At 63.4% G+C, this 17060-nt stretch carries 17 protein-coding genes; 10 read left to right on the plus strand and 7 right to left on the minus strand.

Features of this window, described 5'->3' with window-relative positions:
* The 5 genes from ABIT12_RS13180 to hemN form a co-directional block, all read left to right on the plus strand.
* Window positions 1-704 (plus strand): FixG Ig-like domain-containing protein (locus ABIT12_RS13180; RefSeq protein ID WP_348045192.1); only part of this gene is annotated, 704 nt, incomplete at its 5' end.
* Window positions 701-1174 carry a FixH family protein gene (locus ABIT12_RS13185; RefSeq protein ID WP_348045194.1) on the plus strand — a complete coding sequence of 158 codons (474 nt, stop codon included), beginning with the start codon at window positions 701-703 and terminating at the stop codon, window positions 1172-1174. The genes ABIT12_RS13180 and ABIT12_RS13185, both read left to right, overlap by 4 nt.
* Window positions 1171-3402 (plus strand): heavy metal translocating P-type ATPase, encoded by a 2232-nt coding sequence (locus ABIT12_RS13190; protein WP_348045196.1) that lies wholly within the window; start codon window positions 1171-1173, stop codon window positions 3400-3402. The genes ABIT12_RS13185 and ABIT12_RS13190 overlap by 4 nt, the downstream gene beginning before the upstream one ends.
* Entirely contained in the window at window positions 3399-3545 is a 147-nt protein-coding gene (gene ccoS, locus ABIT12_RS13195) for a cbb3-type cytochrome oxidase assembly protein CcoS (RefSeq protein ID WP_348045198.1), read from the plus strand. Before ABIT12_RS13190 ends, ccoS begins: the two co-directional genes overlap by 4 nt.
* A 72-nt stretch (window positions 3546-3617) precedes the next feature.
* The gene (gene hemN / locus ABIT12_RS13200) at window positions 3618-4961 is read left to right on the plus strand and encodes an oxygen-independent coproporphyrinogen III oxidase (RefSeq protein ID WP_348045200.1); all 1344 of its coding nucleotides are present in this window, start codon (window positions 3618-3620) and stop codon (window positions 4959-4961) included.
* 1 nt (window position 4962) lies between these two features.
* Here hemN and ABIT12_RS13205 read toward each other — a convergent pair whose 3' ends face one another.
* The 4 genes from ABIT12_RS13205 to ABIT12_RS13220 all read right to left on the minus strand — a co-directional run bounded on the left by ABIT12_RS13205 (window position 4963) and on the right by ABIT12_RS13220 (window position 8626).
* Entirely contained in the window at window positions 4963-5691 is a 729-nt protein-coding gene (locus tag ABIT12_RS13205; RefSeq protein WP_348045202.1) for a Crp/Fnr family transcriptional regulator, read from the minus strand.
* A gap of 122 nt (window positions 5692-5813) precedes the next feature.
* Window positions 5814-6521: a VIT family protein gene (locus tag ABIT12_RS13210; protein WP_348045224.1), complete on the minus strand. Its 708-nt coding sequence runs from the start codon at window positions 6519-6521 to the stop codon at window positions 5814-5816.
* Between the two features lie 117 nt (window positions 6522-6638).
* Window positions 6639-7973 carry an ATP-binding protein gene (locus ABIT12_RS13215; RefSeq protein WP_348045204.1) on the minus strand — a complete coding sequence of 445 codons (1335 nt, stop codon included), beginning with the start codon at window positions 7971-7973 and terminating at the stop codon, window positions 6639-6641.
* The gene (locus tag ABIT12_RS13220) at window positions 7970-8626 is read right to left on the minus strand and encodes a response regulator transcription factor (RefSeq protein ID WP_348045206.1); all 657 of its coding nucleotides are present in this window, start codon (window positions 8624-8626) and stop codon (window positions 7970-7972) included. Before ABIT12_RS13220 ends, ABIT12_RS13215 begins: the two co-directional genes overlap by 4 nt.
* 136 nt (window positions 8627-8762) lie before the next feature.
* Here ABIT12_RS13220 and ABIT12_RS13225 point away from each other — a divergent pair, with 136 nt between their 5' ends.
* The 5 genes from ABIT12_RS13225 (at window position 8763) to ABIT12_RS13245 (ending at window position 14683) form a co-directional block, all read left to right on the plus strand.
* Entirely contained in the window at window positions 8763-9233 is a 471-nt protein-coding gene (locus tag ABIT12_RS13225) for a DUF2271 domain-containing protein (RefSeq protein ID WP_348045208.1), read from the plus strand.
* A 13-nt stretch (window positions 9234-9246) separates the two neighbouring features.
* The gene (locus ABIT12_RS13230) at window positions 9247-11460 is read left to right on the plus strand and encodes a PepSY domain-containing protein (RefSeq protein WP_348045210.1); all 2214 of its coding nucleotides are present in this window, start codon (window positions 9247-9249) and stop codon (window positions 11458-11460) included.
* Window positions 11450-12412: an FAD:protein FMN transferase gene (locus ABIT12_RS13235; protein ID WP_348045212.1), complete on the plus strand. Its 963-nt coding sequence runs from the start codon at window positions 11450-11452 to the stop codon at window positions 12410-12412. The genes ABIT12_RS13230 and ABIT12_RS13235 overlap by 11 nt, the downstream gene beginning before the upstream one ends.
* Window position 12413: 1 nt before the next feature.
* Window positions 12414-12920 carry a cytochrome b gene (locus tag ABIT12_RS13240; protein WP_348045214.1) on the plus strand — a complete coding sequence of 169 codons (507 nt, stop codon included), beginning with the start codon at window positions 12414-12416 and terminating at the stop codon, window positions 12918-12920.
* A 161-nt stretch (window positions 12921-13081) separates the two neighbouring features.
* Entirely contained in the window at window positions 13082-14683 is a 1602-nt protein-coding gene (locus ABIT12_RS13245) for a methyl-accepting chemotaxis protein (protein ID WP_348045216.1), read from the plus strand.
* Window positions 14684-14784: 101 nt separating this feature from the next.
* Here ABIT12_RS13245 and trxC read toward each other — a convergent pair whose 3' ends face one another.
* The 3 genes from trxC to ABIT12_RS13260 all read right to left on the minus strand — a co-directional run.
* Window positions 14785-15213: a thioredoxin TrxC gene (gene trxC / locus ABIT12_RS13250; RefSeq protein ID WP_348045218.1), complete on the minus strand. Its 429-nt coding sequence runs from the start codon at window positions 15211-15213 to the stop codon at window positions 14785-14787.
* On the minus strand, window positions 15210-16505 hold the full coding sequence (locus tag ABIT12_RS13255) for an FAD-dependent oxidoreductase (RefSeq protein WP_348045220.1): 1296 nt from the start codon (window positions 16503-16505) through the stop codon (window positions 15210-15212). Before ABIT12_RS13255 ends, trxC begins: the two co-directional genes overlap by 4 nt.
* Window positions 16506-16774: 269 nt before the next feature.
* Window positions 16775-17060: TSUP family transporter (locus ABIT12_RS13260; protein ID WP_348045222.1), on the minus strand; the 286-nt coding region annotated here is incomplete at its 5' end.

Consider the following 17060-nt stretch of genomic DNA (forward strand, 5'->3'; position numbering starts at 1 on the left):
TCTGCCCGATGGGGATCGATATCCGCGACGGCCAGCAACTCGAATGCATCACCTGCGCCCTGTGCATCGATGCCTGCGACGACGTCATGGACAAGCTGGGCAAGGAACGCGGCCTGATTTCCTATGCAACCCTCAACGATTACAATCTCAACATGGCGCTGGCCGGCGCCGCATCCGGCCAGATTTCGCCCAAACTGGTGAGAAGCCCGGCCACCGGCAAGCTGGTCGATCAGGTCAAGCACACCAACTGGAGATCCGTGCTGCGCCCGCGCTCGGCCGTCTACCTGGCCCTGTGGGCGGCGATCGGCGTCGGCATGCTGGTAGCCCTCTCCCTGCGCTCCCCGGTCGGCATCAACGTCCTGCACGATCGCAATCCCCTCTTCGTGGTGCTCAAGGACGGGTCGGTCCAGAACGGCTATGCGGTGAAAATCCTCAACATGACGTCGCAGCCGCAAGAGATGATCTTGAGCGTGGTTGGTCTGCCCGGCGCCACCATTATGGAGCCAGGAGCATCCGCGACCAGCAAGGATGAGCTCCGCTTCGCGGTCCAGCCGGATCTGGTCCTGCCGGTCCGGGTCTTCGTGCGGACAGCGGCCGAAGGCCTGGCGGCCATGACCGACTTCACCATGGTGGTCAAAAGCCTCGATGGCCAATACAGCGCCGAAACCAAGGTCCGGTTCGAAACCCCAGAGGTGGCACCATGAGCGAGCTCGCCAAACCCTTCACCGGCCGGCACATGCTGGCGATCACCCTGTCATTCTTTGCAGTGGTCATCGGGGTCAACGGCTACATGGCCTATTCCTCCTCCCGCACCTGGACCGGTCTGGTTGTCGAGAACAGCTACGTCGAGAGCCAGAAATTCGATGCGACCCAGAAACTCATGGCCGAACAGAAGGCTCTTGGATGGCAGTTCGAATTCGCCTTTGATGCCGGTCAGGTTCGCTTCGCGATCCTCGACCGTGACGGCTCGCCGCTGAACCTGGGGGCCGTGACCCTGACCGTGCAGCGCCCGGTCGGGGGGCACGACGACCAGACTTCGGCCATGGCCTTGAACGCAGACGGCACCTATTCGGCGGCAATGCCCCTGCCATCCGGTAGCTGGGACGCCATCGTGGTCGCCGACCCCACGCCGCACGGCCGGGTAGAGTTTCAACGGCGGTTCTCGGTCAAATGAGCCTGGCAGGCGAGGTCGCGCCCCCACACGTCCAAACTGGAAACGCCGATCTCGGCGAGTTCGCCAGGGCCGGGGCAGAGGGCCAGTCCGTCCTTGTCCTGGCAGTGCCCGACGCCTATTGCGCGACCTGTATCGACAGCATCGAACACAGCCTGTGCGATGTTCCGGGCGTCGTCACCGCGCGCGTGAACCTGTCTCGCCGGCATGTTCGCGTGGAATACGCGAGCAGTTTGGACCCCGTCGCGCTCGTCAGCGCGGTGACGAGGGCAGGCTACCGGACCTATCCCGTTGACCACGACCATGGCGACGGCGACCCGGCATTCCGCGATCTCTTGCGCGCAACCGCGGTGGCGGGGTTCGCTGCGGGCAACATCATGCTGTTCTCGGTCTCTATCTGGGCCGGCGCCGACGAGCCGACGCGCAACCTGTTTCACTGGATTTCCGCGCTGATCGCCTTGCCCGCCATTCTTTATGCCGGCCAGCCATTCTTCCGTTCCGCATTTTCGGCCCTGCGCGCGGGCCGCACCAACATGGACGTGCCGATCAGCATCGGGGTGACGCTGACCACCGCGCTCAGCCTGTTCGAGACCATAACCTCTGGCGAACACGCCTATTTCGATGCATCCACCATGCTGCTGTTCTTCCTTTTGGTGGGACGCTCGCTCGATCATATGATGCGCGTCAAAGCCAGGAGTTCGGTGGAAAACCTCGCCCGCCTGTCACCCCGGGGCGCACACACGATCCTCGCCGATGGCTCGCTGGCATTCGTCCGCCTGGTGGAGATCGAACCCGGAATGGCGCTGCTACTGCGCGCTGGCGACCGGGTGCCGGTCGATTGCCGGGTCCTCTCAGGCGAGGGGCCCGTCGACATGGCTGTTGTCACCGGCGAATCGATGCCGCTGGCCGCCAGCCCGGACGTGGACCTGCCCGCCGGCGCCATGAACCTGTCGGCCGCGCTCACGGTGGCGGCTTTGCGCAAGTCCGACGACTCGTTCCTGTCGCGGATGCAGGCCCTGATGGAAGCCGCGGAGAACACCCGGACCGCATATCGGCGCATCGCCGATCGTGCGGCCCGCCTCTACGCTCCCGTCGTTCACGTCACGGCGGGCGCCACCTTCGTCGGCTGGATCGTGCTGGGCGCCGGCTGGCACGCTGCGCTGCTCAACGCGGTAGCGGTTCTCATCATCACCTGTCCCTGCGCGCTGGCCCTCGCGGTGCCCATCGTGCACGTCATCGCGTCCGGACTGCTGTTCGAGAACGGTATCGTCATGCGCGATGGATCGGCGCTCGAACGCCTGGCCGCCGTCAAGCGGGTGGCTTTCGACAAGACCGGCACGCTGACCACCGGCAATGTCAGCTTCCTGTCCCAGGAGCTCGGCGATTCCAGCATCCTGGATTTCGCCGCCGGGATTGCGGCCCGCAGCGGCCATCCCCTGTCGGTCGCTCTGGCACAGGCTTCGCCCCATCCGATCACCTTTGGGGGCGACGTCGTCGAGCATCCCGGCATGGGCATAACCGCCACCAACGCGCAGGGAAACTGGCGTCTGGGTAGTGCCGACCTCTGTGGCGCCGGCATGGACAAGACGGTTGATGACAATAGCCGGATCTGGCTGGCTGCCGATGGCGAGGTGGTCGGCTGCTTCAAATTTGCCGATGCGGTTCGGGCCGATGCCCGCGAAACTGTTGCCGCTCTTGAACGGCTAGGGCTTCCGGTGGAGATTCTGTCCGGCGACCAGCTCGGCCCGGTAGTGGCGGTCGCAGCGGCGACGGGCATCGAAAAGTTCAGCGCCGGCCTGGCACCGGAGGGCAAGCAGCGGATCCTTGAGGCGGGCAGTCGGGACGGCCAGCCCTATCTGATGGTCGGCGACGGCATCAACGATGCCCCGGCGCTGCGCTCCGCTCATGTATCGGTCGCGCCCTCCAGCGCCACCGATATCGGCAGGGCGGCGGCGGACTTCATCCTGACCAACCAGCGGCTCAATGGTGTGCCGCTCCTCGTCAGGGTCGCGCGCCGCGCGGATATGCTGGTCCGGCAGAACCTGGCGATCTCGGTCGCCTACAATGCCCTGGTGCTGCCGCTGGCAATAACCGGCCATGTTACCCCATTGGTCGCCGCGCTCGCCATGTCCTCCTCCTCGATCCTGGTGGTTCTCAATGCGATGCGGCTACGCCTTGGCGCCAGGCGCAGCGGGCCCCTCTCGGACCAATACCGGAAAGTGCGGACATGAGCGGACTTTTGATTCTGATCCCGGTGGCAATCGGCCTGGGTGCGCTGGCCCTGGCGACGTTCCTCTGGGCCGTTCGAAGCGGGCAATACGATGATCTGGATGGCGCCGGCCAAAGGATATTGCTGGATGACGACATGCCGTGACGCCAGCTTGACCTGGGTCAAGGAGCGGCCGGGGCTTTTCCGCTATCGCAGGTCCAAGCCACAGGACCTCACATGACCAGTCTCGTCGAGAAATTCAGCAAACCGGTTCCGCGCTACACCAGCTATCCGACCGCGCCGCATTTTCATGCCGGGATCGACGACGCCACATACGCTACATGGCTGGCGGATCTGCCCGAGCAAGCCAGCCTGTCGCTTTACCTGCATCTGCCGTTCTGTGACCGACTATGCTGGTTCTGCGGCTGCCATACCAAGCAGGTCAACCGCTACGACCCGGTAACGCGTTACCTGCTGGCTTTGCAGGCTGAGGTCGATCGAGTCGGTGCCATGGCTGGAGGCGGCAAGGTCACCGCGTTGCACTGGGGAGGTGGCTCGCCCTCGCTGCTCCGGCCATCCGATATCGCCGACATGACGGCGCGGATCCGCCGGGCCTTCAAGGTGCGGCCAGAGGCCGAATTCAGTGTGGAGCTCGATCCCAACGACATGGATGAAGCCCGCTTCGATGCCTGGGCACTGGCCGGCATGACCAGGGCCAGCATTGGCGTTCAGGATTTCGACCCGATCGTCCAGGCTGCGATCAATCGTGAGCAGACCTTCACGCAGACCCAGCATGTCGTGCTGGCAGTCCGCAGCCGGGGCGTCAGGTCCGTCAACATCGATATGCTCTATGGCCTTCCACACCAGACCGTGGCGGGGGCCGTGGTGACCGCTACGCAGGTCGCCTCGCTGCGGCCCGATCGCGTGGCGTTGTTCGGCTATGCGCACGTGCCGTGGATGAAGAAACACCAGACGATGATCGATGAAGCGGCACTGCCGGACGGGCCGGCCCGCTTCGAACAGGCGGAAGCCGCAGCGGCGGTGTTTCTGGCGGCTGGATATCTGCCGATCGGCATGGACCACTTCGCCCTCCCGCACGACAGCCTCGCGATCGCCTACGGGCAGGGGCGCCTGCAGCGCAACTTCCAGGGCTATACCGCTGATCGTCACGACGCGCTGATCGGCTTGGGGGCCTCCGCCATCGGTAAGCTGCCGCAGGGTTATGTGCAGAATGTCGTGGCCACCCATGACTATCAGCAGCGAGCCCTGAACGGGGTAGGTGTCATTGCTCGCGGCGTCGCCTTCGCCGGCGATGACGTTATCCGAGGACATGTGATCGAACGCCTGATGTGCGACTTCGCGCTCGATTTCTCCTCGCTGCGCGCGGCGTTCGGGGCGGACGCCGAAGAGGTCATAGGCGAGGCAATTGCCATCGGCCTGGCCGATGGCGACGGACTGGTGAGGCTGCTGCCGGGTGCGATGGAAATTACCGAGCGGGGCAGGCCGTTCGTGCGCACACTCGCCTCGAAATTCGACGCCTATCTCGTGGGCGACAGCGCCAGGTATTCGCGCGCCGTTTGAGTCAGCCGCACAGCTTGCGCAATTTGTCGACGTCGCCGATCTCGATATGGCGCTTGCGGGTAATCTGGATCACGCCGCTTTTGCGCAGCAGGGTCATCTGGCGCGAAACCGTCTCCAGCGACAGGCCGAGGAAGTCCGCGATGTCGGCCCGCGTCAGCGGCAGGTCATACTCGATGGCCGTGCCCTCCCCAATGTCGATGCTGGGATCAATATGCAAGGCGATCAGGTACAGGCAACTGGCGAGCCGTTCCGAGGCAGTTTTGCGCCCTAGCGTGACCATCCATTCGCGTGCTTCGTCCAGTTCCCTCAGCGTCTGGATCATCAGCCGCCGTTCCAACGCCCTGTTGGTTTCGACCAGAACCTCCAATACCTTTTTTGGGATCTGGCAAAGCTCGACATCGGAAGCGGCCCGGACGGCAACGATGTTGTCGGTGCCGTAAATGCGCCCCATGAAGTCGGGTGAGAATTTCAATCCGATGACCTGCTGCCGTCCGTCCTCGAGAACGCGCGACAGCTTGATGACGCCGCTCATGACGTTGGCGTAGTTGTATATCTCGGTCTCTTCGCCGGCAATTTCGGACCCCGCCAGGTGCTTGACCACGCGTGTGTAGCGCGACAGGGCGGTGAGTTCGGCGGCATTCAGCGCACCGCAAAGCCCCTTGTGCCGAGCATGGCAACCCCGGCAGGGCACGGGCGTCTCGACGGTCAGGGATACTGGCGTTTGGTTCATTTCGTCGGGGGCTTCGGGCCGGCAAGCCAAATCGCCGCCGGAGCCTTGGTGTCGCACGCTTTGCTGGATCGAATTTGACCTGCGTCAAGCGTTCACGCCTGCGGACTGTGACCTTGGATCGCCTAGAGGTTCAACCCGAAAATGCGCCCAACCCCTGCGGTAATGGCCATCGCCGCCGCACCCCAGAACAAGACGCGTGCGGTCGGGCGCAACTTTGGGGCGCCACCGGCATAGGCGCCAAGCGTTCCAAGTCCTGCTAGGCAGACCAAGGTGGTGATGACCACGACCGGGATGATTTTGTCAGAGGGTGAAAGAACAGCGGCCACCAGCGGCAGAGCAGCGGCGCCAGTAAAGGTCAGGCCGGAGGCAAAGGCGGCTTGCAGCGGATTGGCCGAATGCACCTCGGTCAAGCCAAGCTCATCGCGCACGTGGGCCCCCAAGGCGTCCTTTTCGGTCAGCTCTCTCGCGACCAACGCAGCCGTGGCTGGCGATAGCCCCCTGGACTCATAGATCGAGGCGAGCTCTGCTTCTTCTTCTGCTGGCGTGTCAATCAACGCCCGCTTTTCGCGCAAAATGTCGGCATGTTCGATATCAGATTGTGAGCTGACAGAGACATACTCTCCGGCGGCCATCGACATGGCGCCGGCGGCAAGTCCGGCCATCCCGGCGACAAGGATAGCACCAGGGCCGGGGTCGGCAGCGGCAACGCCGACGATCAGGGAAGAGACGGAGACGATCCCATCATTGGCGCCCAGCACTGCGGCGCGCAGCCATCCGGCGCGGTTGATGAAATGGACTTCTTCGTGGGCGGATTGATAGGGAAGCGTCATCTGGTTTCCGTGAATTGGGAGTCGTTGTTGTGGAAGTGCGGTTTCCCACAATGGTAAGGTGACCTCGTATTGGCCGCCGGGAGACGCGCACAAATCGTGCTCACGGGTTGCTCCCCGTCATCGTGCCTTACTAAAATCCAGCGTAACCTCAAAACCCTCGGTTTGGCCCGGAATGGGGGATGCCAGGGTTACCCGCGCACCGACCTGATCCATGATGGCCTTGACGATGGCGAGACCCAGGCCAGTGCCGGTAGCGCTGGTGTCGCCCCGGGTGAAGCGCGTGCCGAGTTGCGCCAGCACGTCCGGTGCGACCACTGGCCCACGATTGAGCACGGTGATCGTGGGACCGGGTGATGACTTCACCTCAACCACGCCTCCGGTCGATCCGTGCGCCAAGGCGTTCTGGATCACGTTGCGCAACACAATAGCAACAGCGTCGGCGGTTACCGGTGCCCTAAGATCAACTCCGCCAATACCCTCCATGCGGACTCGCCCAGTCGTCGCTTGCGCGGTCTGGAAATCGCGCACGACCAGTTCGAGCACGGGGCGAATGTCGACGAGTGCATCAGAGCGGGCGAACCCAGCCTCGAGGCGGGCAAGCTGCAGCAGGTTCTCCGATAGTTGCGACAGATGATTGAGGGATAGCTCCACGTCTCGCACGCGCTGGCGAGCGGGATGATCGCCGAGTTCCAAAGCGAGCCGCTGGGTCTGGGCGAGTGCGCCAGCAATCGGCGTGCGCAATTCGTGCGCACTGTTGGCGGCAAAACTGCGCTCAGATTCCATGGCGCTTTTGAGCCGATCAAGCAGGGCCGCCACTTCCCGCGCGATTGGGGCCAGTTCGGCCGGCTGACCATCGGCGTTGAGTGGCGACAGGTTGGTTTCGTCGCGAAGGGCAACATCACGAGCAAAGGTGCGCAAGGGTCGCATTCCCAGGCGCACGGCAATCCAGATGCCGACGGCGATCAGCGGCAGCAAACCAGCCAGCGGCCAGAACAACGCGCTGGCTGCATCCCCGAGTGCTTCCTGGCGATGGGTCGTCATTTCCAGTACGACTATACCGAGCCCGCTGCGGAGGTCGGTGATTGCATAGGCTCGCTTGCCGTCAAGCTCGAAATAGCCCTCGGCGGTCGGAACCACGTTGATGCCTTCTGGCGCGTCATCGGCGCGGATGATGACGTTGCCGGCACCATCGTGGACGAAATAGGTGAAGGCGGCTGCATCGCGGTCATCTATGGCCTCGATCGGGCCGTGTCGCTCGCCTGGCTCACGCAAATCATGCAAGGCCAGCGGGAGCAGGCGGATCGCACTCTGGCTAAGGGTTTCGTCGAAAGCCTCCTGCAATTCGTGCTGCAGCACGGCCGAGGAGATGGCGGCGGCGCCCAGCCAGAACAGACCGGTCCCCAGGCTCAGCCAGAGAGCGAGCCGCAGCGCGATCGACCAGGGCCGCCTCACACTGGCACCTGATAACCCAGGCCGCGCAGCGTGGTCACCGCTTGCTTGCCCAGCTTCTTGCGCAGGCGACTGACATAGACCTCGACTGCATTGCTTTCGATTTCCGCCCCAAAGGCATAAAGAGAATCCTCGATCTCGGCCTTGGCCACGATTGCGCCGCGACGTGTTAGCAGGCGATCGAGCACCGCCCATTCGCGCGCCGTCAACACAACCGGGCGACCACGTGTGACGACTTCACGGGTTGCCGTGTTGATGCTGGCATCGCCCACGGTGATCAGTGGTGCGGGATTGCCTGAGTAGCGCCTCGCCACTGCGGCAAGCCTGGCGCTCATTTCGCTGAGGTCAAACGGCTTGACCAGATAGTCGTCGGCCCCGGCATTAAGGCCTTCGATGCGCACCGCAATCTGGTCCTGTGCCGTGGTGATGATGACCGGCACGGCGCTGCCCGAAGCCCGCAGCCGCCGCAACAGGTCGAGACCACGCCCGTCGGGCAGGTTGAGGTCGAGCAGGATCAGTTGATAGGCCACGCTGTCGATGGCGGCCTGCGCATCGTCGAGACGACGCATCCAGTCCACCCCATGGCCGTCGGCGGCAATATGGTCGCGGATGGCAGCGCCAAGCACATGGTCGTCTTCGATCAGCAGGATACGCAAGCGATGGTTACCCCCGATGCAGCCTTATAACCTGAACCTGACAGCAAGCTGAACGCATCTTTGTGTGGTCTTCAGGCTGGCGTCAGCATGGCATGGCACAAGGCGGCAACGTCAATCCTTCCGGACGACCATTGCCATGAAGAAACTCACCGCCATCCTGCTGCTTGCCACTGCGCTCTCGGCGCCGGGCCTCGCCTATGCCAAGGACGCTACCCTCGCCATCCAGACCGCCAGCTACCAGGGCCCGCCTGCGTATCTGGCGGTCTATCTTGCCAAGCCCGACGGCAGCTATGACTCGACGCTGTGGGTGGCGGGTGGGCGCAGCAGTTACTACCGCCACCTGCGCGGCTGGATCCGGGGCATCTCCAATACCAACGAGCGCATCGACGGCATAACCGGCGCCAGCGTCGGCAGCGGCCGCACCATCGAGGTGGGCATCACCATTGCCGATGCGCTGATCGACGCCGGCTACACAATTCACGTCGATAGCGCGGTCGAGGGCGGCGCAGAGAACCGCGACGATGTGGTGCTGCCGCTCAACAGCGCGACCTCCGGTCAGGTTGTGGCGGGCAATGGCTATGTCGCCGCCCTCAGGGTCACCTTCTGATCGGATCAGGTCCATGTTGCGCCGCCTTCATTCGCTGCCGGGCCTGTTCGCCGGCCTGATCATCGCCTTCATGGCCATCACCGGCGTGGTCTTGTCGCTGCAGCCGGTGCTCGACCACGCGCGGGCACCCGCAGCTGTGGGGATCAGCGTGGCGGACTTGGCTCAGGCCGTGTCCAGCAATCTGGTGGGCGTCGAGCGCATCGTGCATTCGGCTTCCGGGGCGGTTACGGCCTACTACGATGCGGGACAAGGCGCCGCGGCGGCGTCCATTGACCCGGCGAGCGGCGCGGTCCTGGGTGACTATGTCCCGTCCGCTTTCTTTGCCTTCTTCACCGAACTGCATCGCTCGATGTTTCTGGGCATGAATGGCCGGCTCGCGGCTGGCCTGTGCGCCCTTGCTATGGTGGTGCTGTCGGTCAGCGGGCTCATGCTGCTGGCCAATAGACTGGGTGGCTGGCGTAAACTGCTGGCCTCCGCCAAGGGCACCTGGTCGCACCGGCTGCATGTTGAACTGGCGCGCCTTGCCATCGTCGGCCTGATCGTCAGCGGCCTCACCGGCGCCGTCATGTCGCTCAACAGCTTCGGCCTGATCGGGGACACCAGTGGGACGCTGGCCGGATTTCCAAGCGCGGTCGATGGCGGCACGCCGGCCGCCATTGCCTCGCTTGCGGCCCTGCAGGACCTGCGGCTGGGCGATCTGCGCGAGCTGATCTTTCCATACTCCGGCGATCCAACGGACGTCTTTACGCTCGTCACCTCAAGCGGGCAGGGCTATGTCGACCAGGCCAGCGGCGCGCTGCTTGCCTTCACGCCGAACAGCCTCGGCCAGTCTGTCTATGAAGCCATCTACATGCTCCATACCGGCCAGGGCCTATGGTGGTTCGGTGCCTTGCTGGGCATGGCATCGCTCTGCGTGCCCGCTCTGGCCGTCACGGGGACGCTGGTCTGGTGGATGCGCCGCCGCAACCAGCCACGTATCGTCGGCAATGTTGGCGCCCGCCATGCCGATACGGTCATCCTGGTTGGCAGCGAGGGCAATTCCACCTGGGGCTTTGCCGCCACCTTGCAGCAGCAATTGGCGCTGGCCGGCCACAAGGTTCATGTCGCGCCGATGAATGGGCTGGCAGAAAGCTATTCCTCAGCCGACCAATTGTTGGTGTTGACGGCAACCTATGGCGATGGCACGGCGCCAGCGTCGGCCAGCCAATTCCTTGCCCGGCTGCAGCACCTGCAGATTCAGCCAGGATTGCGATTTGCCGTTCTCGGCTTTGGCGATCGCAGCTTTGCCAATTTCTGTCGTTTCGCTGAACAGGTCGATGCAGCTCTGCGCGCCAGGGCTGTTCCCGCCATGCTGCCGTTTGCCTCGGTTGACCGGCAGTCGGCCCAGAGCTTTGCCCAATGGGGGCAGGCACTGGGGCAGCAACTCGGCCACGCGCTGACGCTCGAACATGTGCCGACGCTGCCAGCGACAACCGACCTAGTGCTACTCGATCGCGCCGATTTCGGCATGGAAGTGCAGGCGCCGACGACGGTGCTGCGCTTTGCGCTGCCCGATGACCGCCGTAACTGGTTGCAGCGGCTGATGCGGATCGGCCACGGATTGGCGTTCGAGCCTGGCGACCTCGTCGGCATCGTGCCGCCGGGCAATCCGGTGCCGCGCTATTATTCACTGGCCTCGTCCACCCGCGACGGTGTGCTCGAGATCTGCGTCCGCAAGCAAGCCGGTGGCCTCTGTTCGGAATTCCTGCATGGCCTCGAGCCCGGGCAAACCGTCAGCGCCTTCGTCAAGCACAATCCCGGGTTCCGGCCACAGACGGGCAAAGCACCAGTAATCCTGATCGGCGCCGGCACCGGCATTGCGCCACTGGCTGGCTTTGTCCGCCACAACAGACGTCACCGTCCCTACCATCTCTATTTTGGCGGGCGCGATCCAGCGTCTGACTTTCTCTACGCGCCGCTGTTGCGGGCAGCGCTGGTTGATCGCCGACTAGCCAGCCTCACCACGGCATTTTCGCGTGTCGTGGGCGGGCACTACGTGCAGGACCGGCTGCGTGACGATGCCGATGCCATCCGTGCGCTGGTCGCCAGCGGCGCCCAGATCATGGTCTGCGGCGGGCGCCAGATGGCCGATGGCGTGCGGGCCAGCATCGACCTCTGCCTTGCTCCGACGGGCGAAACGGTGAGCGCGCTCAAGGCAAAGGGACGGTATCTCGAAGATGTCTATTGAACCCTCGAACCGCGTGGCGCTGAGCGGTCCCACCATGGGAACGCGCTGGTCCGCGGTGTTCTTTTCGGCCGACCCCGACCCTCGTCTGCAGGTCGCCCTGCGGGCCGCCGTCGACGCCGTGGATGCGACGATGTCGACGTGGAAGGCCGATAGCGATCTCATGCGGCTCAACCGCATGCCGCGGGGGATCTGGCTCGAGGTCGCGCCCCAGCTCTGCGCTGTCGTCGCGTTGGGCCTGCAGATTGGACAGGCCTCGCGGGGCGCCTTCGACATCGGCGTCGGCGCTGCGGTCGAGGCCTGGGGGTTTGGTGCCAGTGACCCGCAGTCAGACAACCTCCCCATTGCCCGGGCCGTATCGCCGCTGACGACGGCAAATGCGGTTGAGGTGGACCTCCCTGGTTCCCGCCTGCGTCGGCATGGGGATGTCAGCATTGACCTCTCCGGTATCGCCAAGGGCCATGGCGTCGACTGTCTGGCCGAGGTGTTGATCGCCCAGGGCATAGCGGACTTCATCGTTTCGATCGACGGCGAAGTCCGGGGCTGTGGCACCAAACCCGACGGCTCCGGCTGGCTGGTGGGTCTCGAACGCCCTGATCGAGAACACCGGCAACTCGCACGGACCCTCGCCGTCAGCGACGTGGCCATCGCCACATCTGGCGATTATCGCCACTTCCGCACGGTGGGCGGCAAGATCGTGTCCCACACTATCGACCCGCGCACAGGCGCCCCGCTCGACGGCCACGTCTGCGCGGTCACGGTGACGGCGGAACATTGCGCCGTCGCAGATGCCTGGGCCACCGCATTGATGGTGCTCGGCGAACACGAAGGCCCGGTCCTGGCCGAGCAATTGGGGCTCGATGCCCTGTTCACCCTGCGGCGCAACGGCATTCTGCACGAAATCGGCATCGGCGCATTCGCGCAGGCGCCCAACGACCAACACCGAGAAAACTGACATGAGCCCACAAAAATTTGCTGGTTACGCCCCGATCCAGATCGGCCTGCACTGGCTGATTGCCGCGCTGGTGCTGTTCCAACTGGTCTTTGGCGAGAGCATGGTGACCGCCACGGAAGCCGCCGAGGAGGGCGAGACCATCGGCACCAGCGATTTCATCCTTGCGACCGCGCATTATTGGGTCGGCATCACCATCCTGATCCTAGTGGCGGCACGACTGATCGTGCGGCTGCGCAATGGTGCTGCAGCGCCGGTCGACGACAATCCGATCATGGCCCTGGCCGCCAAGGCGACGCACTGGCTGTTCTACCTGCTGCTGGTGATTGTTCCGACCACAGGCCTGCTCGCCGTCTACGCTAACCCCGAAATCGGTGAAATCCACCAATTGGCCAAGCCGGCCTTCATCGTGCTCATAGTGCTCCATGCCGGCGCGGCCCTGTTCCACCACTTCATCCTGCATGACGGGACTCTCCGCCGCATGCTGGTTCCCGCAAGGCCCGCTCAGTAAGTAGGCCGCGGCCTTCGGAACCAACGATCCAAGGCCTCGTTCAACCGCTAATTCGCGGAACAGTAAGAGCGGCATGTTCGTTAGATTTTTTTAAAATTGATCCAGATCAAGGCAGCCTGACATCGCGCTGATCAGATGAAGTGGACAAACGGGGTGACGAGATGGGCAGACAGCACGATTTGCAGGGGCGGCTTGACTTTATCGGCCTCGATGAGGCAGCGCTTCAGCGCCTCGAGAGCGTCCAAGTTCACGTTGACAAGCACTTGCCCCTGGCGCTCGACAAGTTCTACGCCAAGATTTCGAGGATTCCGGTGGTGGCTCGCTTCTTTGATGGCAAGCCGCAGATGGATCGCGCCCAATCCAAGCAGATCGGCCACTGGAAGGCGATTGCCGCCGGCCAGTTCGATGACGACTATTTCGCCGCGAGTACCCGCGTCGGTCTGCGACACGCCCAGATCGGGCTGGAGCCGCGATGGCACATCGGGGGCTACGGCATTATCTTTGAAACGCTGGTCCGCGGATTGATCCACGACGCCACGGCCGATGCGTTGCAGTCCACCCCCTCACGCTTCGGGCGCAAGCCGCCAAAGCCCACCGCTGTGCTGGCGTCGGCGGACGCCATGGCGGCGGCGCTGTCGGACGTGCTCAAATCCATGCTGCTCGACATAGACATCGGCGTCACCGCGTATTTCGACAAGCTGAGCAGCGAGGCCAAGGCGGCCGACGACGCTGCCAAGGAAAGGATCAACCGTGCGGTAACGCTGACCGGCGACGTGCTCAAGGACATGGCAGAGGGTGATCTGACGAGCCGTATCACAGCCGAGTTCGAGCCCGAATTTACCCAGATCAAGGAAGACACCAACGCGGTTGCGGACAAGCTGAGTGGCATCGTCAGCCAATTGCAGCGGACGTCGCGCTCGCTCAAGACGGCCACAGGCGAGATTCTAAGCGGTTCTAATGACCTAGCCGATCGCACCACGAGGCAGGCCGCAACGATCGAGGAGACGAGCGCGGCAATCGAGCAGCTGTCGCTTGCGGTGGTTGAAAATGCGCGCCGCGCGGTGACGGCCAGCGAGAAAGCCCAGACCGTGTCTGTCAGAGCGACTGAAGGCGGTGCTGTCATGAGCGAGGCCAATGCGGCCATGACAGCAATCGAGATGTCGTCGGGCAAGATCTCCAGCATCATCGGCCTGATTGATGACATTGCCTTTCAAACCAACTTGTTGGCTTTGAATGCCTCGGTGGAAGCCGCGAGAGCCGGCGACGCAGGCAATGGTTTTGCCGTTGTCGCGGTTGAGGTGCGCCGCCTGGCGCAGTCTGCAGCGCAGGCATCCTCGGAAATCAAGACGCTGATAGAAGTGAGCGCTGGCGAGGTCCGCAACGGCTCCAAACTGGTGAGTCAGGCGGCCGAAACCCTGGTTGATATCCTGGCGGGCGCACAAGAGAGCGCTGGCCTGATCGACTCTATCGCGCAGGCCAACCGCGAACAGTCTTCTGCCCTTGAAGAGGTCTCGGTGGCGGTGCGCCAGCTGGACGAAATGACCCAGCACAACGCAGCTTTGGTGGAACAAACCAACGCCGCGATTGAGCAGACCGAAGCTCAGGCCAGCGAACTCGACCAGATCGTCGACGTGTTCCGAATTGACGCCATCATGGAGCCGCCGGCTAGCCCACGAACACCCGTTAAACCCATCAAACCGGCTAAATCTGCTCAGCGCGTTATGGGCAACACTGCTCTCGCCAAGGACTGGAACGAGTTCTAGGCACCCCGGTTCGCGATCGTCGGTCGCGACGAGCTTGGCGTTCTGGAACGGCCTGGTGGCCAGCGTCGATCGCCCATCTGCGCGCGCAACTTCGGCGCGTTCTAGCCAGCGTGGTCCCCGGTCCACCTGAGAATGTCGTTGCTCGACATGGCTCCGGAAATTCTCGCGACCTCTTTGCCACCCCTGAACATGATCATGGTGGGAATGCCCCGAACGCCGAGCCGCCCCGACAGCTCCTGATTGTCGTCGGAGTTGAGCTTGACGAAGCGAAGCCCGGGTTCGGCCTGCTTTGCGGCCGCCGCAAACTGCGGCCCCATCACCTTGCAGGGGCCGCACCATGGGGCCCACACGTCCACCAGGACCGGGATGTCGGACTTGGCGATGTGCTTTTCGAGGATCGCAGCGGATACGTCCGGCGGTTGACCCTCGAAAAGCTGGTGACCGCATTTGCCGCATTTGCCTGCCGCGAGATCGCTACCTTCCGGAATCCGGTTGGTAGCGCCGCAATGCGAACAGACGATATGGGTCATGTTTCGGTCTTGTCCTGCCTGACGGCCCGGAGCTTGTCGATGCCGAGCACTTGCAGGGCGAGCTTTTCATAGAATGGCTCGGCTGTGCCAGAGCGTATCTTGTGCAGGAAGTACTTCTCGAAGCCGATTTTGGCGGCGTGCACCCACTTGCCCGATGCGGACCAGTTGACGTTGCGGGGCGGGATTTGCGGTTGGGCCACGAAGGCCACGCCGCCATCACCGAAGTCGGCGAGGCAGACGGCGTTCCAGGTGGGGATGGCCGTCGGCTCCCTGCCTGCAACCAGGCTAGCGATGTTTTGCGCAGTAGCGGTAACCATCGACTCGATCATGAACCCCGTCTTGGGGACACCCACCGGCACCGGGGTCTTGCCAACCGGGGGGATGGCGACGCAGACGCCGATTGAGAACACGTCCTTGAATGTCGGATTGCGCTGGTATTGGTCTGCCAAGATGAAGCCGCGAGGATTAGTCAGGCCTTCGATGCCACGCACTGCCGGTACGCCGCGAAAGGCCGGAAGCATCATGGCGTAGACGAATGGGATCTCTTGCGAATGCCGTACGGAGCCGTCGTCTGCTATTTCGCTGAGGAAAGCCTTTTCGTCCTCGAATTTGTCGACCCTGGCATTGGTGACGAAGCGAATGTGACGCTGCCGCATCTCGCTTTCGAGCAGACCCTTGGTATCGCCAACACCGTCGAGGCCCAGATGGCCGATATAGGGCTCCGCGGTGACGAAGGTCATCGGCACCCGGTCGCGCACCTTGGCATCGCGCAGCGCCTTGTCGAGAATGAAGGCGAACTCATAGGCGGGACCATAGCATGACGCGCCCTGTACGGCGCCGATGATGACCGGCCCCGGATTGGCGACCAGCCGATCGAACGCGTCCTTGGCGCCAAGCGCATGGTCGATGTGGCAGACCGATTGCGTTGCCGCGTCCGGACCGAAGCCAGGGATTTCGTCGAACGCGAGTTCGGGGCCGGTGGCGATGACCAGATAGTCGTAGGCGAGTTCCTCGCCGTCTGACAAGGTCACCCGCTTCTGTTCAGGATGCACCCGCTCGGCGCCCTGCGGAAAGAAGTCGATATGGCGCCGCGCGAAAACCTCGACAAGGTCGACCTCGACGTCATCGCGGTTACGCCAGCCCACGGCAACCCATGGATTAGACGGCACGAAGCTGAACTTGGTGCCCTTGTTGACCACCGAAACCCGGTGGCCGATACCCAGCGCATCGCGCAACTCGTAGGCCATAATGGTGCCGCCAAGACCGGCACCCAGAACGACGACGTGAGCCATTTTCTGTTCCTCCTGCCGTACCTTATCGGATGGCCCGTGTTATCTTCTTGACCTAGATCATTATATTGAGCTGCTCGTGGTCCGCCGCAATGGCGCCGCCAAGCGGGACCTGCCGGCAATTGCTCGGCACACAAGATCATCGACGGCCAGGGGCAGGGCAGCTTTTGCCATTGATCTCCTTACTGCAGGGTTGAACGTGACTTGGCGCCGGTGGACCTCCGATGGTGCCAAGCCGGTATTGTCGGCCAGGTGCGTGAAGACGGGGTATGCTATGCCCCCTTCAGCACCGAGGAGAAGGTGTTCGCCGCCATGTAGACAGCAACCACGAGGACCAGACCGGCGAAAGCGACGTTGAGGGCGCCCTTATGCCCGGCAAGGCGAACTGCGGCGCGGCTCCCCAGGAGCCCGCCGACGACACCGCCGGCGACGAACAAAGCCGCAAGTGGCCAGTCGACCAGGCCCGAAAACGCGTAGCTGAGCGCTGTCGTGAGGCCAAATGCCGTTACAGCAACCAGCGAAGATCCGATCGCGTTGAGCATGGTCATCCCGGTGGAT

Source organism: Devosia sp., from assembly GCF_039927955.1.
GTDB lineage: Bacteria > Pseudomonadota > Alphaproteobacteria > Rhizobiales > Devosiaceae > Devosia.

What these genes read in the sequence shown, in the direction of transcription:
- ABIT12_RS13185 (WP_348045194.1), top strand. Translation starts at nt 701, where the DNA reads ATGAGCGAGCTCGCCAAACCCTTCACCGGCCGGCACATGCTGGCGATC.
- ABIT12_RS13190 (WP_348045196.1), top strand. Translation starts at nt 1,171, where the DNA reads ATGAGCCTGGCAGGCGAGGTCGCGCCCCCACACGTCCAAACTGGAAAC.
- ccoS (WP_348045198.1), top strand. Translation starts at nt 3,399, where the DNA reads ATGAGCGGACTTTTGATTCTGATCCCGGTGGCAATCGGCCTGGGTGCG.
- hemN (WP_348045200.1), top strand. Translation starts at nt 3,618, where the DNA reads ATGACCAGTCTCGTCGAGAAATTCAGCAAACCGGTTCCGCGCTACACC.
- ABIT12_RS13205 (WP_348045202.1), bottom strand. Translation starts at nt 5,691, where the DNA reads ATGAACCAAACGCCAGTATCCCTGACCGTCGAGACGCCCGTGCCCTGC.
- ABIT12_RS13210 (WP_348045224.1), bottom strand. Translation starts at nt 6,521, where the DNA reads ATGACGCTTCCCTATCAATCCGCCCACGAAGAAGTCCATTTCATCAAC.
- ABIT12_RS13225 (WP_348045208.1), top strand. Translation starts at nt 8,763, where the DNA reads ATGAAGAAACTCACCGCCATCCTGCTGCTTGCCACTGCGCTCTCGGCG.
- ABIT12_RS13230 (WP_348045210.1), top strand. Translation starts at nt 9,247, where the DNA reads ATGTTGCGCCGCCTTCATTCGCTGCCGGGCCTGTTCGCCGGCCTGATC.
- ABIT12_RS13235 (WP_348045212.1), top strand. Translation starts at nt 11,450, where the DNA reads ATGTCTATTGAACCCTCGAACCGCGTGGCGCTGAGCGGTCCCACCATG.
- ABIT12_RS13240 (WP_348045214.1), top strand. Translation starts at nt 12,414, where the DNA reads ATGAGCCCACAAAAATTTGCTGGTTACGCCCCGATCCAGATCGGCCTG.
- ABIT12_RS13245 (WP_348045216.1), top strand. Translation starts at nt 13,082, where the DNA reads ATGGGCAGACAGCACGATTTGCAGGGGCGGCTTGACTTTATCGGCCTC.
- trxC (WP_348045218.1), bottom strand. Translation starts at nt 15,213, where the DNA reads ATGACCCATATCGTCTGTTCGCATTGCGGCGCTACCAACCGGATTCCG.
- ABIT12_RS13255 (WP_348045220.1), bottom strand. Translation starts at nt 16,505, where the DNA reads ATGGCTCACGTCGTCGTTCTGGGTGCCGGTCTTGGCGGCACCATTATG.